13 protein-coding genes are annotated in these 14,678 nt (G+C 69.9%); 3 read left to right on the top strand and 10 right to left on the bottom strand.

Features of this window, described 5'->3' with window-relative positions; translation table 11 throughout:
* Positions 1-5: 5 nt before the first annotated feature.
* The 3 genes from BM417_RS03255 to BM417_RS03245 are packed head-to-tail and all read right to left on the bottom strand — an operon-like array spanning position 6 to position 2,159.
* Positions 6-608, bottom strand: a complete 603-nt coding sequence (locus BM417_RS03255; RefSeq protein WP_093588198.1) for a nitroreductase family protein — start codon at positions 606-608, stop codon at positions 6-8.
* Positions 608-1,699 carry an acyl-CoA dehydrogenase family protein gene (locus BM417_RS03250; RefSeq protein ID WP_093588197.1) on the bottom strand — a complete coding sequence of 364 codons (1,092 nt, stop codon included), beginning with the start codon at positions 1,697-1,699 and terminating at the stop codon, positions 608-610. Before BM417_RS03250 ends, BM417_RS03255 begins: the two co-directional genes overlap by 1 nt.
* Positions 1,700-1,721: 22 nt before the next feature.
* Positions 1,722-2,159, bottom strand: a complete 438-nt coding sequence (locus BM417_RS03245; RefSeq protein WP_093588196.1) for a MarR family winged helix-turn-helix transcriptional regulator — start codon at positions 2,157-2,159, stop codon at positions 1,722-1,724.
* An 83-nt stretch (positions 2,160-2,242) separates the two neighbouring features.
* Here BM417_RS03245 and BM417_RS03240 point away from each other — a divergent pair, with 83 nt between their 5' ends.
* The gene (locus BM417_RS03240; RefSeq protein ID WP_093588195.1) at positions 2,243-3,007 is read left to right on the top strand and encodes an SDR family NAD(P)-dependent oxidoreductase; all 765 of its coding nucleotides are present in this window, start codon (positions 2,243-2,245) and stop codon (positions 3,005-3,007) included.
* Positions 3,008-3,062: 55 nt separating this feature from the next.
* Complete coding sequence (locus tag BM417_RS03235; protein ID WP_093588576.1) at positions 3,063-3,848, top strand: aldo/keto reductase; 786 nt, start codon at positions 3,063-3,065, stop codon at positions 3,846-3,848.
* 67 nt (positions 3,849-3,915) lie between these two features.
* Here the strand turns inward: BM417_RS03235 and BM417_RS03230 are convergent, their stop codons facing one another.
* The 6 genes from BM417_RS03230 to BM417_RS03205 all read right to left on the bottom strand — a co-directional run bounded on the left by BM417_RS03230 (position 3,916) and on the right by BM417_RS03205 (position 12,794).
* Entirely contained in the window at positions 3,916-5,244 is a 1,329-nt protein-coding gene (locus BM417_RS03230) for an ABC transporter permease (protein WP_093588194.1), read from the bottom strand.
* A complete protein-coding gene (locus tag BM417_RS03225; protein ID WP_093588193.1) occupies positions 5,244-5,954 on the bottom strand; it encodes an ABC transporter ATP-binding protein in 711 nt (236 codons plus the stop codon). The genes BM417_RS03230 and BM417_RS03225 overlap by 1 nt, the downstream gene beginning before the upstream one ends.
* Positions 5,954-6,940, bottom strand: coding sequence for an efflux RND transporter periplasmic adaptor subunit (locus tag BM417_RS03220; RefSeq protein ID WP_093588192.1), 987 nt, complete (start codon positions 6,938-6,940; stop codon positions 5,954-5,956). Before BM417_RS03220 ends, BM417_RS03225 begins: the two co-directional genes overlap by 1 nt.
* Before the next feature lie 113 nt (positions 6,941-7,053).
* Entirely contained in the window at positions 7,054-9,930 is a 2,877-nt protein-coding gene (locus tag BM417_RS03215; protein ID WP_093588191.1) for an AAA family ATPase, read from the bottom strand.
* 69 nt (positions 9,931-9,999) lie between these two features.
* Positions 10,000-10,188, bottom strand: a complete 189-nt coding sequence (locus tag BM417_RS03210; RefSeq protein ID WP_143138478.1) for a hypothetical protein — start codon at positions 10,186-10,188, stop codon at positions 10,000-10,002.
* Positions 10,188-12,794: a type 2 lanthipeptide synthetase LanM family protein gene (locus BM417_RS03205; protein ID WP_177320253.1), complete on the bottom strand. Its 2,607-nt coding sequence runs from the start codon at positions 12,792-12,794 to the stop codon at positions 10,188-10,190. The genes BM417_RS03210 and BM417_RS03205 overlap by 1 nt, the downstream gene beginning before the upstream one ends.
* Before the next feature lie 142 nt (positions 12,795-12,936).
* Here BM417_RS03205 and BM417_RS03200 point away from each other — a divergent pair, with 142 nt between their 5' ends.
* Positions 12,937-14,028, top strand: a complete 1,092-nt coding sequence (locus tag BM417_RS03200; protein WP_093588575.1) for a helix-turn-helix domain-containing protein — start codon at positions 12,937-12,939, stop codon at positions 14,026-14,028.
* On the opposite strand, the gene BM417_RS03195 is transcribed toward BM417_RS03200, so the two are convergent.
* The gene (locus BM417_RS03195) at positions 14,025-14,615 is read right to left on the bottom strand and encodes a superoxide dismutase family protein (protein ID WP_093588188.1); all 591 of its coding nucleotides are present in this window, start codon (positions 14,613-14,615) and stop codon (positions 14,025-14,027) included. The two genes, BM417_RS03200 and BM417_RS03195, sit on opposite strands and share 4 nt — an antisense overlap.
* Between the last annotated feature and the right edge of the window lie 63 nt (positions 14,616-14,678).

Below are 14,678 nucleotides of genomic sequence, written 5' to 3'. Positions count from 1 at the left end.
GCACCCTAACTCCAGCGGTTGAACGAAGTCAGCTTGGACACGTCGCGTCGCACGGCCACGGAGAACTTCTCGGCGGGGTGTCCGAGCGGGACCATCGCGGCGATCTCCCACTTCTCCGGCACGCCGAGCAGTTCCAGCGCCTCGCCCTGATGCACCCTGATCACCGTGGTCAGCGTGGTGCCGAGCCCCAACGCGCGCGCCGCCAGGCAGAAGTTCTGCACGGCCGGATAGACCGACGCGTGCACCGGCCCGATGTCGATGCCCTCCACCAGCGACGGCAGGCGCGGCATGAGGAAGAACACGATCACCGGCACGGACCCGAGTGTGTCGGCGAGGTGGTTCGCGGACCGGCCGATGCGCAGGCCGACGGCGTCGGTGCGTTCCGGCGCCATCTCGGCGTAGCGGGTGAACGCGCTGCGGTACAGCTTGCCCACCTCGGCGCGCACGTCCGGATCGGTGACCACCAGATACCGCGTGGGCTGGACGTTGCCGCCGGACGGCGCCTGCTGGGCCGCCCGCAGGCATGTCCACAGGTCGTCCTCGGCGACGGGCTCGTCGGTGAACCGGCGGATCGCCCGCGTGGTCATGATCGCTTCGAGCGCGTCCATCAGAACCTCGTCATGTCCGGAGCGAGTCCCAGCTTGAGCATCGAGTACGTCTCCAGCATCCGGCGCGACACCACCGTGTGCTGCGCGGCCACGTGCACGTCGCGCAGGCAACGTTGCAGAGCGGACGACTCGAACACCGAGCTGCCGCCACCCGCCGCGAACGCCTTCTGCGCCACGTCCGTCGCCTCACCCGAGGCGAACGAGCAGGCCAGCCGAAGCCGTGCCTTCACCGGATCCGCAGCGGCGGCACCGGTCAGCGCCGCGTCCCAGGCCGCGCTCAGCGCCTCGTGCAGGAACGCCGTCGCCGACGACAGCCGTGCCTCCATCAGCGCGAGCTCGATCTGCACGCCGGTCTGTTCGGCGAGGCGGGACGTCGCGTACTGCGGCACCTTCTCGACGGCCAGCGCCTCGATCTCGTCGATCGCGCGGCGGGCCACACCGAGGCACACGGACGCGACGCCCACGGCCAGGAAGCTGAAGTAGGGGAACACGGTGATCGGGCCCTCGATGCCGGGCGTGATGCCGATCGGCCACACCGCACGACGTGACGGCAAGAAGGCGTCCGTGAGAGAGAACTCGTGCGAACTGGTCGCGCGCAGGCCGGCGGCGTGCCACGTGTCGTGGATCGTCACGTCCTCACGTGGGTACACGGCCAGACGCGGGCCCACGGGCGTGAGCGTGCCACCGATGACCCACGAGGAATAAGCGACAGCGCTGCCCCAGCCCCAACGGCCGGTCACGCGATAACCGCCGTCGGCCTCCACGGCCTTGCCCAACGGCGCGGCGGTGCCCGCGATCAACGCGCGCGGATCGCTGAACACCTCGTCTGCGGCCTCCTGAGGCAGGTACCAGGCCAGCGACGACGAGATGGTGGTCGTCATCGCGGTCCAGCCGGTCGAGGCGTCGGACCGCGACAGCTCCTGGACCTCCCGGCTCCATTCGGGCAGGCCGAGCTCGGCGCCGCCGTAGCGCTTCGGGGCGATCATGCGGTGCACGCCGTGGTCGACGAGCGCGGCCAGCACCGGTTCGGTGAGGGCGCGCTGCTGTTCGGCCACCGGCGCCTCGGCGCGGATCAGGGCGTGGAGATCCATGCGCGCGATCTTGCTCGAACAGCTACAGCTTGGCGAGCGCCTCAACGAGTGGCTTGAGCTCGGGAGCTCCGGCGGCTTCTTCGAGAGAGGCGGCGAGCACCTCGTCGTGCGTGGGACGAGCGAGCGCGAGCAGCTCGTGGCCCTTCCCGGTGACCTCGGTGTAGATGCCGCGCCGGTCGGTCGGGCAGAGGTAGCGCGACAGCAGGCCGCGGTCCTCGAGTCGCGTGACCAGGCGCGTTGTGGCTGACTGGCTGAGCACCACGGCGTTGGAGAGCTGGTTCATCCGAAGGTGGAACCCGTCCTGGCGATTGAGGACGTCCAGAACGGTGTACTCGCTGACGGAGAGACCGTGCGCCTTCTGCAGCGCTCTCTCGAGGCGGTCCTCGATGCGCGCGTGCAACGCCGCGAGCGTGCGCCAGCCCTGTGCGCGCGCCTGGACGGCGTCGTCGTCCAGTGACATGGGTCAACCCTTCTCGAATAGACAGCGTGTGCAACTATTGCGTACGCTTGTAATCGTCTTCAACAAGTCTACCGGGGAGAGACATGGATCTGTCGGGACGCACGGCACTTGTGACGGGCTCCACCGCGGGCATCGGCTTCGCCACCGCGGAAGGCCTGCTCAAGGCGGGTGCCGCCGTCGTCATCACCGGCCGCGCCGAGGATCGCGTGGCCGAGGCGGTCGGCAAGCTCAGCGCCCACGGTGACGTGCGCGGTGTCGCGGCGGACCTCGCGACCGCCGAGGGCGCGGCCGAACTGATCCGCCAGGTGCCCGACGTGGACGTGCTCGTCAACAACCTGGGCATCTACGGCGCGAAGCCGGTCTTCGAGATCGACGACGCCGAGTGGCAGCGGTTCTTCGATACCAACGTCATGTCCGGCGTCCGTCTCGCCCGGCACTACACGCCCCGCATGGTCGAGCGCGGCTGGGGCCGGGTGATCTTCGTGAGCAGCGAGTCCGGCGTCTTCACACCGACCGAGATGGTCCACTACGGCATGACGAAGACCGCGCAGATCGCCATCTCGCGCGGCATGGCCCAGGAGGTCAAGGGCACCGGCGTCACCGTGAACTCGGTGCTGCCCGGCCCGACACTCACGCCCGGCGTCGAGGAGTTCATCCGCGAGCGCGTCGGCGACGGCGGCGAGGCGGAGTTCGTCCGCACCGAACGCCCCACGTTGCTGCTGGGCCGCCTGATCCGCCCCCACGAGGTCGCGAACCTCATCACCTACGTCGCGTCGGACCTGTCGTCCGCGACGACCGGAGCCGCGTTGCGCGTCGACGGCGGCACCGCTCCGACGCTCATTCCGTAAGTACAACCGTGAGGATTCTGCTTTGAACACCGTGAAGCTCAACAACGGCGTCACCATGCCCCAGCTCGGTTTCGGCGTCTGGCAGGTGCCGGACGCGGAGGCCACCCCCGCCGTCGCGGAGGCGCTGAAGGCCGGTTACCGCAGCATCGACACGGCCGCGGCCTACGGCAACGAGGCAGGCACGGGTGCCGCCATCGCCCAGTCCGGTGTGGACCGTGACGACGTCTTCGTCACCACCAAGCTCTGGAACGCCGACCACGGCTACGACTCGACCAAGCGCGCGTTCGACGAGTCGCTGCGCAAGCTCGGTCTCGACGTCCTCGACCTGTACCTGATCCACTGGCCGACCCCGGCCCGCGACAACTACGTCGACACCTGGAAGGCGTTCGTGGAGCTGCAGAAGGAGGGCCGCGTCCGCGCGATCGGCGTCTCCAACTTCCAGCCCGCGCACCTGCGGCGGCTGATCGACGAGACCGGCGTCGTGCCGGCGGTCAACCAGATCGAGGTGCACCCGTACTTCCAGCAGAACGAGGTGCGCGCCTTCAACGCCCAGCACGGCATCCAGACCGAAGCCTGGTCGCCGCTCGGCCAGGGCGGCGAGCTGCTCAGCGACCCGGTCGTCCAGAAGATCGCGCTGGCGCACGGCAAGTCGGCCGCGCAGATCGTGCTGCGCTGGCACCTGCAGATCGGCAACGTCGTGATCCCGAAGTCCGTGACGCCGTCCCGGATCCGGGAGAACATCGACGTGTTCGGCTTCGAGCTGCCCGGCGCCGAGATCGAGGCACTGTCCACTCTGGACCGTGGTGGCCGCATCGGCCCGGACCCCGACAAGCTCAACTAGTTCCAGGAAATACGAAGCCCCGGCCCGCATCAAGCGGTCCGGGGCTTCGCCGGCAACGGGCCAAGGACTAGGCCCGCATGACTGTGGCGATCGGGATCTGCGCCGCCCGGATGGCCGGGATGAGCCCACCCAGCACACCGGCGATGAGGCCCGCGATCACGCCGGCGACACCCGCCTCCCACGGGAAGGCGGTGCCCACCAGCGACGGGAACCTGCTGCCGAACATCATCAGCGCCACCTGCAACCCGGCGGCGCCCGCGCCGATCGCCAGCGCGGCGGTCAGCAGACCGGTCAGCAACGTCTCCGCGAGCACGATTCCCGCGAGCAGCAACCGCGACATGCCGACCGCGCGGCGTAGTGCGAACTCCTCGACGCGCTCGCCGACCGTGGCGAGACCGACGTTCAGGATGCCCGCGACACCGATCAGCAACACCAGGAACGCCATGCCGAGGAAGATCAGACGCATGATCCTCAGCTCGGACTCCATGCGCTCCTTGGACTTCACCGCCTGGAACTGCATCTGCTCCTGGGACACGCCCGCGCCGATGAGCTTGGCCTTGAGCAGCTGCTGCAGGTCGTCCGAGCCGGGTTGCAGGAACAGGTCGAGGCTCGTGCCGCCGCCGCGGTACTGGTTCGAGTTGGTGGTCTCGGTGGCGGACGGCATCCACGTGCGCAGCTCGTCGAGCCGCATGTAGACGCGCGGCTGCATGTCGCCGTCCTGCACCACACCGATGATCTGCGGCGTCACGTGGTGGGTGGCGCCCTCGATCGTCATCTCGCCGGGGACGCGGTACTGCCGCAGACCCTTGGCGGCCTCCTCGTTCAGCACGATCCGGGGAGCGAGCGCCGGCGCGGACCCGAAGTCGAGCCAGCTGCCGGAGACCGGGCGGAACGGCTTGAACGCGCGGATGTCGCCGGTCAGCGCGACCATGCTGACCTCGATGGCCTGGCCGTCCGGCTTCTTCTCCGGCTGCTTCTGCTCCTGGCACGAGCCGTTGGAGTCGCAGATCATCGTCGGGCCGTAGTAGCCGCGGCCCTGGCCCGCGTACTCGAACGGCATGCCGCCCTCGTTGATCGGCCGCACACCGGGCTCGCCGATGATCGCGTTCGAGCTGATCATCGCGACGGCGTCGGTGCGGCCCTTCAGCGTGGACTCGACGATCGCCGGCGCGCCCTTCTCGCCGGGGACGTAACCCCGGATCGTGCCGTCCTTGCCGGACTGCAGCTCGACGTCGGTGAGCATCGCGCGTTCGGCGATCTCGGACCCCGCCTGCACGGCCACGACGGCGAGAACACCGAGGAACAGCGAGACCATCGAGAGGAACGTGCGCAGTTTTCGGGCGCGGATGCCCTGTCCGCCGATGACCAGGGCGGACCGGAACTTGCCGGAAAGCATCAGTTGAACCGCCCGTCGCGGAGCTCCATCACGCGGCCCATCTTGCGCGCGTGGTCGTGGTCGTGCGTCACCAGCACGAGGCCACAGCCCTGCCTGGTCGTGTTGAGCAGCACCTCGACGACGAGGTTGCCGGTCTCCGTGTCGAGCGCGCCCGTGGGCTCGTCGGCGAGGATGATCCGCGGCTGCCGCACGAGTGCGCGGGCGATCGCCACGCGCTGCTGCTCACCACCGGAAAGCCTGGTGGGCTTGGACTTCGCGAGGTGCGCGATGCCGACCTGCTCCAACGCCTCCATCACCTGCTGCTTGCGCTTGCGCCGCGCCGACCAGCCCTGGCCGTTGACCAGCGCCATCGCCACGTTCTGCGCCGCGGTGAGGTGCTTGAGCAGGAAGAAGCGCTGGAACACGAACCCGAACTCCGCGCTGCGCAACGCCGCGGCCCTGCGCTCGGGCAGCTTCGTGATGTCGTTGCCGTGCAGGAAGTACTGGCCCTCGTCGGCGCGGTCGAAGAGCCCGATCAGCGACAGCAGCGTCGACTTGCCGGAGCCGGAACGGCCGAGGATCGCCACGCTCTGTCCAGGATGGACGGTGAAGTCCACGCCGGACAGGATCGTGCGCGGTTCCCCTTGCCCCTTGAGAACCTTCGTGATGCCGTTGAGCTGCAGCAGCGGTGCCTGCACCTGAACCGTGGGTTGATCGAAGGACTGCGTCATCACGGACCCGTCGGCTTGGTCTGGTCGCCGCCCTGCTGCTGGCCCTCGGGCAGGTTCGGTCCCGGCACGGCCAGTTCCTCGTCACCGGTGAGACCCGACTTGACCTCGATGACCTTGCCGTCGGTCAGGCCCAGCGTCACGTCCGTGGTGCGGCGCGAACCGTCGCCCGCGATGACGTCGACCTTGCCCTTGCCCTGCGAACCCGCGACCGCCTCGACCGGAACGACCAGCGCCTGCGCCGACTTGCCGGTGGTGACCTCGATCGACGCGCTGGCGCCGTTGATCATCTGCACGTCCGCGGGAGCGGTGCACACGATGCGCAGGCCCGTGGAGGTGCTCGGCTGCTGCGGCTGGTCCTTGGGCTGGGTCTGCTGCGGCTGGTCCTTCTTCTCGTCCTTGGTGTCCGGCGTGGCCGGCGGCTTCTCCGGGATGGTGCCCTGTGGCAGCGCGGCGATCGTGCCGAGCACCGTGCACGGGAACGGGCCGGGGCCGTTCTTGATCTGCACCACGACGTCGGTGAGCGCGCCGTTGATCTTGTACGCCTGCTGGCCGTCGATGTCGCCGACGATCGCGTAGCCGACGTGCTTGGCCGACGCGATCGGCATGCCCGCCGTCACCGTCGCCTTGTCGTCGACGAGCCTGCCGCTGAACGTGGACCCCGGCGGCGCCTCGACGTAGTTCGGCGTCTGGTCCTTCCACACCGTGGCGACCCGGATGGGCCTGGTCGGAGTGCCGTTGGGCGCCGGGACGTCGAAGTACCGCACCTCGCCCGCGACCGGCGCGACGAGCCCGAACGTCGGGTTCATCTCGACCTTGCCGGTGATGCTGATCTTGGTGGTCAGGTCCTGCCTGGTGGGCTTGACCTTGGTCATCGGCGTACCGCGCGGTGCCAGCTCCGGATTGGTCTGTTCCGGACCTGACGGACTGCACGCAGCCACGGTCACCGTGACCAGCGCGCACAGCGGCGCGAGAACAATTTTGCGCACGAACGTCCCCCATGTCGTTTCGACCAACCTACCGATAAGGACACCCGATAGGTCCCGGAGGTTGCATCAGTCTTTCGGCCGATGTCGCATCGACGTTTCGGCCCAGATCGAAACTAACGTCCGAACGCGGCGGCGTAGGTGGAAAGCGCTTCACGGTCGGGCTGGCCGGTCTTCGCGATGAGCGAGGCGACGTGCTTTTCCACCGTACGCGGCGAGATGTGCAGCCGGGTGCCGATCGCCTTGTTGCCCATTCGGTCGGCGAGCAGCACGAACACCTCGAACTCGCGCACCGTCACGCCGTGCCCGCGCAGCTGCCGCGGCACCTGTTCCGTGCCGTTGCGGCGTTGCTGGACCGGCGCTCCGGCCTGGCGCAGCAGGCCACGGCACGCCGACGCGACCGCCGGGATCGTGGCCTGGTGGAAGTACTCCTCCGCCGAACGCAGCCAGGACACCGGATCGCCCCACTCCGCCGCCTCCGCCGCGATCAGCCGCCGCCCCAGATGTCTCGCCAATGGATACAGTTCCGAGGCTTCCTGGGCGAGCTGGAAGGCTTCCAGCGCCTCGGCGAACCGGTTGTCGCGGCCGAGGAGAACGGCGTGCGCCAGCTCGGTGAACTGCCGGTTCCACCGCATTCCCGACGCGGAGGCCGCGGTCAGCTCCCAGTAGTCCGACCAGCCGAACCGGCCGTCGAGCACACCGAGCAGCACGCGCATGCCGTGCGTGCCGGAGAGATGGAACGTGGTGGGGTTCTGGGATTCCAGCGCGAGCGCGCGGTCGAGCTCCGCCATCGCCAGCGCGTGGTTCTCCTCCAGCAGGGCGCAGAACGCGCGGGCGAGCCCGAAGCAGAGCGGGTACTCCTGCGCCCCGCTCTTAGCGACCGCCTCGAACTCGCTGATGGCGTCGTCGGTTTCGGCGCGGTTGCCCCGATGCGCGGCCAGCGTTGCCTTCGCCATCAACAGATAGCGGGTCAGCGCGTGGAACCGCAGGCGGGTCGTCGTGCGCAGGCAGCGGTCGATCTCGTCTGCCGCCACGGCGTAGTCGCCGGTCAGCACGGACTGCAACGCCAGGATCGCGTCCACGTTGTGCGCCACCGTGATCGCGCCCGTGCGGCACGCCTCGGCGTGCGTGCGGCCGAGCGACGCGGTGCTGCCGTGCTGAAGCCAGTCGTTGCCCGCCAGGCGAACCAGCGCGTAGACGTGCTGGATCGGCATCTGGTGCGCGTCCGCGAGCGCGAGAGCCTTGCTGAAGCAGGTGTTCGCCTCCTCGATGTCCTGCTCGCGCGCGATGATCCCGAGCAGCTGCCACGCCTCGCACGCCACCATCGGCAACTGCGCCCGGTCCGCCGCCGAGGCCGCCTGCCTGGCGAGGCCCGCCGCCGAGGAGATCCGGTCGGCGCTCGGGATGTTCAGCGTCAGGTAGGCGGAGTTGACGTCCAGCTGCGCGGCCAGCTCGTCGGGCGCGTCCGGCCCGAGCAACGTCCTCGCGACGCGTACCTGTTCCACGCCTTCGGTGAACCAGCCGGCGAGGTAGGCGACGCGGGACAGTCGCGTGTGGAGCTTCGCGCGGCGCGGGCCGTCCAGGACTTGGAGATCGTTCATCTCCAGGGCGAAGGCGCGTTCGAAGTCGCCCGTCTCGGCCAGCGCCGGCAGCAGCGTGTCCAGCACGTCGGCGCGGGCGCCGGCCTCGTCGGTCAGCAGGCTTTGCGCGCGGTCGAGCAACGTGACGGCCGACTCCGCCGCGCCACCGGCCAACGCCCGTCTGCCCGCCTCGGCGAACAGAAGTCCCGCCTGGGTCCGAGATCCGGCGTCGAACCGCAGCTTCGCGACGAGCGGGCACCAGTCGCCGGGCAGCCCGGCGTGCAGGTCCTCGATCGCGTCGGCCGTGCGCCACGACAGGTCCACGCGTTCGGCCGGGGTCAGGTGGGCCAGCAACGCGTCCGCGGTGAGCGGGTGCCGGAACGCGTACCAGTCGGGGGCGGGCTCGTCCGGCGTCACGAGCTGCGCGGCGACCCCGGCGTGCAGGTGGCTGAGCAGTTCGCGGTCGTCGGTGCCGGTCACCTTCTGCACCACGGAGAGCGGGAACCGGTGGCCCAGCACCGCCGCGATGGACAGCACCTCGCGGCCCTGCGGCCCCAGCCTGTCCGTGCGGTGCGCGACGCTGCGCACGAACGCCGCCGGCACCGGCAGTTTCAGCTCGCCCAGCACCTGCCAGCCGTGCGCCCCGGCCACGAGCAGGCCGCCGCTCACCATGCCGTGCAGCAGTTCCTCGATGACGAACGGGTTTCCGGCGCTGTCCGTCCACAAGCGATCGACGAGCTCCGCCGGGATCAGCGCGCTGTCCAGACAGGCGGCCGTCATCTGCCCGACCTCGTCCTGCGAGAGCCGGCGCAGCTCCACCAGCCTGCCGGACCCGCGTTGTCCCATCCGGTGCACGAGTTCCAGCGCGTGGCCGGGTTCGGTGCGGATCGTGGCGAGCAGCAGGACCGGCTGGTCCTCCAGGTTGTCCGCCAGGTACTCCACGACCGCGAGCGTCTCCGCGTCCGCCTCGTGCAGGTCCTCGAGCACGAGCAGGCATGGCGTCTTGCGCGCGACGGACGCGAGCAGCCGGAGCACCGCCTCTGCCAGGACCACGACGGATTCCTTCGTGGACCGGTGGTCGTGCCACTCCGGGATCAGCGTGCCCAGCACCGGTTTGTACGGGCCGAGCGCGGAGTCGTCCGGCGGTTCGCCGCGGAAGAGACCCAGAAGTGCTTCCGCGATTGGACGAAACGGCACCATCGGCCCGATGGTCGTGCCGCGTCCTTTGAGCACCCGCATGCCCTCGTCGTACGCGTGGCCCGCCGCGTACCGGGCGAGTCTGGACTTGCCGATCCCCGCCTCCCCGGTGAGGAAGACGGCGCCGCCACGGGACTCGCGCGTGTGTTCGAGTGCCCTCGTGATGGCCGTGACCTCGCGATCACGGCCGACCACGTGGGGCGCTCGGGTCTGCATGTCTGGACCCTAACGGTCCTGTGCAGTTCTCCGTATCGGCTGCCCAGGCGTATTAGGGGTGAAAGTTTCCTACTTGTCGCTCACCGTGGTGTCCGAGATCGCGGGTGTGATCGCCACGAACGCGCTCATCGCCATGGTCACACCCATCAGCGCACGCGCCCGCGCACCCGCGAAGGTCTTCGGCGCGAGCTCCATCTCCCCGATCGCGTGCTCGGCCTGTTCGGGCTGGTCGGCCGTGCGGTGCAGGGACTCGTTCATCAGGTGCACTCCTCTTTGTCAGGTGACGATTGCAGTAGCAGGACCGACGGGATCGGGAACCCTTGGCGCAGCAGGCCGTGACCGATGCCGGCCAGGCCCGTGAACAGGCCTGGTGACGGCACACCGCCCGGGGTGGCGCAGTGTGCGCCGTGTTCCTCCAGTGCTCCCAGCAACAACGCCGTGCGACGGGTCGCGGCGCTGGGGTGGTGCGCGGCCAGTGCTTCGACGACACCCAGTTCGCCGTGGCAGAGACTCATGTCCCGCAACGGTTTCCTGGACGCCAGCAAGCCTGTCAGGCGCTCGTCGTCCCGGGCGAGCGCGACACCGGCCAGACCCGTGCACCAGCCGGTGTCGGTCGGGTCGATGGCGTCGCTCTCCAGGAACGATCGTGCGGTCACGTCAGATAACTCGTCACGAACCGTTGCCGCGTAACGCCTCAGCGCCCATCCGATTCCCGCATGGCCACGGGCGAAACCATTGGTGGGACAAATAGCGCCACGCAGAGTAGAGGCGTAGTGATCGGCCAGCGCGAGCGAATCCGGCGTGCCCACGGCGAGCATCGCGGCCAACGAGCCCGCTACGCCGTCCACGACGGTGAGCGACGAATCTTCTTTCGGCATCAGCCGAACGGCCTGCGCCACCAGTTCGCTGTCCAGGCCGAGCAGCGAAGTGAGACGCGCGAGCCCGTAGCAAATGCCGCCCAGGCCGTGGACTCCGCCGCCGACCGCCGTGACGAGCTCCGGTTCCCCGGCGAACATCTCCAGCAGCGCCGGCAACGGCCGCAGGGCGTCGCGTGCGAACTCCTCGTAGCGCGCGGCGCCGGTCAGCGCGCCCAGCTCGGCCAGGAACAGCGCCACGCCCGTGTAGCCGTTGGACAGACCGGCGCCGAGCGGCTGCACCGTCCAGTGCCGGTCGTCGACCAGTTCGAGCCCGAGCCAGTTGACGCGGTCCTTGCCGGTGACCGCGTGCGCGAGGATCTGGTCGGCGATCCCGCACGCGGCGACCAGCAGCCGGGCCGGATCCGGATCGACCGGCGCGACGTGCCCGGACACCGCGACGCCGCTGTGGTGCGACACCGGGCGCGGCCGAGACGCCAGCAGGGCCGTGATCACCCACTGCTGGTCGTGCCGGTCGACCTCGCTCATCGCCAGGATCTTGCGCGTCACGGCGTGCAGTCCGGGCTCCGGCAGCATCCCCGGAAGCCGGAGCCCGGACGCGGTCCACAGGTCGGTCGACCCGGGCCGGCACGTGAACAGCGGCACGTCACCGCGCCACAGGTCGGAGACCTCGAACGGCACCAGCCGGTCGAGCAGCGGATCGTCGACCACGAGGACGCCGAACGCCAGGTCGCGGTCGAGCGCGTCGGCCAGCACGGACGGATGCGTCGACTCGTCCAGCAACCGCGCGTACTGCCGTGTCGCGCGTGCCACGAACCGCACTTCTTCGTTCACGCACTCCCGCACGAGCCGCAGCAGTTCGTCGCGATGCGCCACGATCGCGTCGTAGCCCGCGCGGAACCCGGCCAGCAGCGAGTCCTGGTAGTCGGCGGGTTCGGCGGGCTCACCGTGAAGCAGGGGCCGGTTGAGCGCCCCCGACGACGTCTTGGGGCGCCTGACCAGCCGCATCCGGTCGGTTCCAGCGTCGGCCCAGTCGACCGCGTCCAACGGCGACAGCACGCCGTGATCACCGCCGACCCCGGACACGTCCGCGACCCCGTTGTCGCCCAGCAGCACGTGGGGGAGCAGGGCCGTGCGGTGCACCGAACGCACCAGCGCGAGCGTCGCGGGATCCGTGTCCGGTGTGAGCGTGGGGTGGAACAGCGTCTCGACGTCCACGAGCACCGGCTGGTCACCGCACGCGATGAGGTTCTCGTAGTGCATGTCGGTGCCGTCGACCGCGTAGAGCAACGCGAGCAGCGCGCCGAGCCTCTTGTAGAACTCGGCGACCCCGGCCACGTCCGCGCACGGCTCGTACGGGATGTGCTCCAGCCAGCCGTAGCCGTCGCGGGGGAGGAGCCGCGGTGTGCGGAAGTCGAGTCCGGTTCGCTGGGAGAGCCAGTCGAGCTGCTCCTGGAACCGCGCGTGCAGCCCGACCGGTCGCGGCCGGTAGATCAGCTTCTGACCGGACTCGAAGGTCAGGATGGCCACGGTCCGGCCCTGCCGGTGCGCGTCGCCCTGGCCCATCTCGATGGAGATCAACGCGCCGGGATCGTCGTTCTCGAAGATCGTCCGGATGATCTCCCGGCGGTCGCGGGTGAACCGCGACGACAGCTCGTGGTGGGTCGAGACCGCCTGCTCACAGGCCTGCGCGAGCAACCGCGCCAGCACCGGGTAGCGGTTGAAGACCGACGACAGGCTCAGCGTCCGGGTGAACTCGACGAACCGCTCGGAGCTGCTGGGCCCGGTCAGCGTGTCGCGCGCCTGGTGCAGCTCCAGCACGAGCGTCCGCGCCGCGATGGCCACCAGCCGGCGGCCGAGCTGCTCGGCGAACGCCGCGTCGAACGGCGGCGCGACCTCCGTGCGGGACGCGTCGATCAGCGGGCGCAGAGCGTGCGCGAAAGCCGCTGTCCAGCTCTCGCCGGTGCTGGTCTCGGCCGCGGAGGTCACCCGGCCAACCTCGCACGCGCGGGCGGGCGGCACATGGGGACCAACCCCCCAGATTTGCGGGCGGACGTGAATATGGGGGATCGCCACCCATGTTTCGGCGGCCGATTCACCCGAGACTCGATGTCCGAGGGAGGGGAACGGGATGAGGGAGTTCGGAGAACTGCTGCGCACGCACCGCATCGGCGCGGGCCTCACCCAGCAACAGCTGGCTGACTTCGCGATGGTGAGCGTGCGGGCCATCCGCGACCTGGAATGCGGTCGCACCCGCTCACCGCGAGCCGAGACGGTGCGCCTGCTCGCCGACGGGCTGCGGCTCGACGACGGCAGCCGCGCGGACCTGCAACAGGCGGGAGGCCGATCCGCGGGCCGCACCGCCGTGGCACCGCCCGCACCGGCCGGGCCCGCCGGGATGATCGTGGGACGGGAGGCGGAGGCTGCGGCGCTGGCGGCGTTGCTGACGGAGGGACGGCCGGAGGCCGGAGGCTACGAGTCGCGGCGGCTGGTCACCGTCACCGGCGTCAGCGGCGTCGGCAAGACCCGGCTCGCCCTGGAGGTCGCGGGCGAGCTGCACTTCCGGCACGGCTGGTCGGTCCTGTGGCACCCGGCGCAGGCGAGCCCGTCCGTCGCCGACGACCAGGACACGGTCCTCGTCACCGATCACCGGCCGGACCCGCGCCTGCTGGAGGCGCACCCGAGACTGCGGGTCGTCGTCACGGCACTCGCGCCGACCGGGCTGGCCGACGAGCACCTGTTCCCGCTGGGAGCGCTGGCCGACGACGCCGCGATGCGGTTGCTGCTCACGCACGTGCGCCGGGTGCGGCCGGCGTTCAAGCCCGAGCCGGCCAACCAGGCCGCGCTCATGGGTCTCGTGCACGAACTGGACGGGCTGCCGTCCGCACTGGAGTTCGCGGCCGGGTGGTTCATGGTCTACTCGCCGCAGCACCTGCTGGACCGGCTGCGGACCAACCCGCTCGACCCGACCTCGGCACACCTGCGCGACTCGCTGCGCCGCTCGCTGTCCACATTGGACGACGACGGGCGGCGGCTGCTGGTGCGCCTGGCCGAGGGAGACGAACCCGAACACGGCCGGTCCCTGCGGGAACTGTGCGTGCGGGGGCTCGTTCGTCGCGTCGGACCCCGGCACGAGGTGCTGAACCTCGTGCGTTCGGCGGTGCTGGAACCGATGTCAGGACCACACCTCGCGGGAGGAGTGGCCCTGACCGGGCCGTGTTAGAACGCAGCGGTGAGGCACGCGAGGCGGTCACCAGCGGTGCCCGCCTTGCCGTGCTCGGTGCTGGAGTGCGTGGCGTGCACGATGACGGCGTTCGCCTCGCCCTTGCGGAACTCCCAGCTCACCGTCGCCGTGCCGGTCGCGGCACCCTGCGCGTCGGTGGTGAAGTCCAGCCAGATCTCGTTCTGCGCGTTGGCGTACTTCGAGTCGACGCTCGGCGACACCGGGTCCTTCTCGTTCTGGTAATGCGGGCCCGAGTCGGCCGGCTTGGCGCCGCACGGCTTGGTGTGCACGTGCGAGCCGTACTTCGTGTTCGGCAGCAGGCCGGACACCTTCAGCTCCACCGTGGTCCGTCCATTCGCGACGGACGAGCCGGTCGAGAGCTTGGCGCCCAACGGGATCCGCGCCACGTCGTAGGTGATGCCTTTCGGCTGGTCACCGGACGCCGCAGGTGCCGCCACGTCGGTCTCGGCCACCGGTTTCACGGCCTGGGTCTGAGGTGCGGACGAGGGTGCGGGCTCGCTCGAACAGGCGGCCAGCCCTCCGGTGAGCAGTACGGCTCCCACGAGGGTCGCCACAGTCGTGCGCATGTTTCTCCTTGAGTCAACTGCGTTCCAGGTTCCCACCCCCTTCACGTCCACGATCGGGTGACT

The organism is Lentzea waywayandensis (assembly GCF_900115955.1).
In the GTDB taxonomy this organism is placed as follows: Bacteria; Actinomycetota; Actinomycetes; order Mycobacteriales; family Pseudonocardiaceae; genus Lentzea; species Lentzea waywayandensis.
The sequence above is the reverse complement of the archived record's forward strand: the minus strand, read 5'-3'. Positions and strand labels throughout refer to the sequence as shown.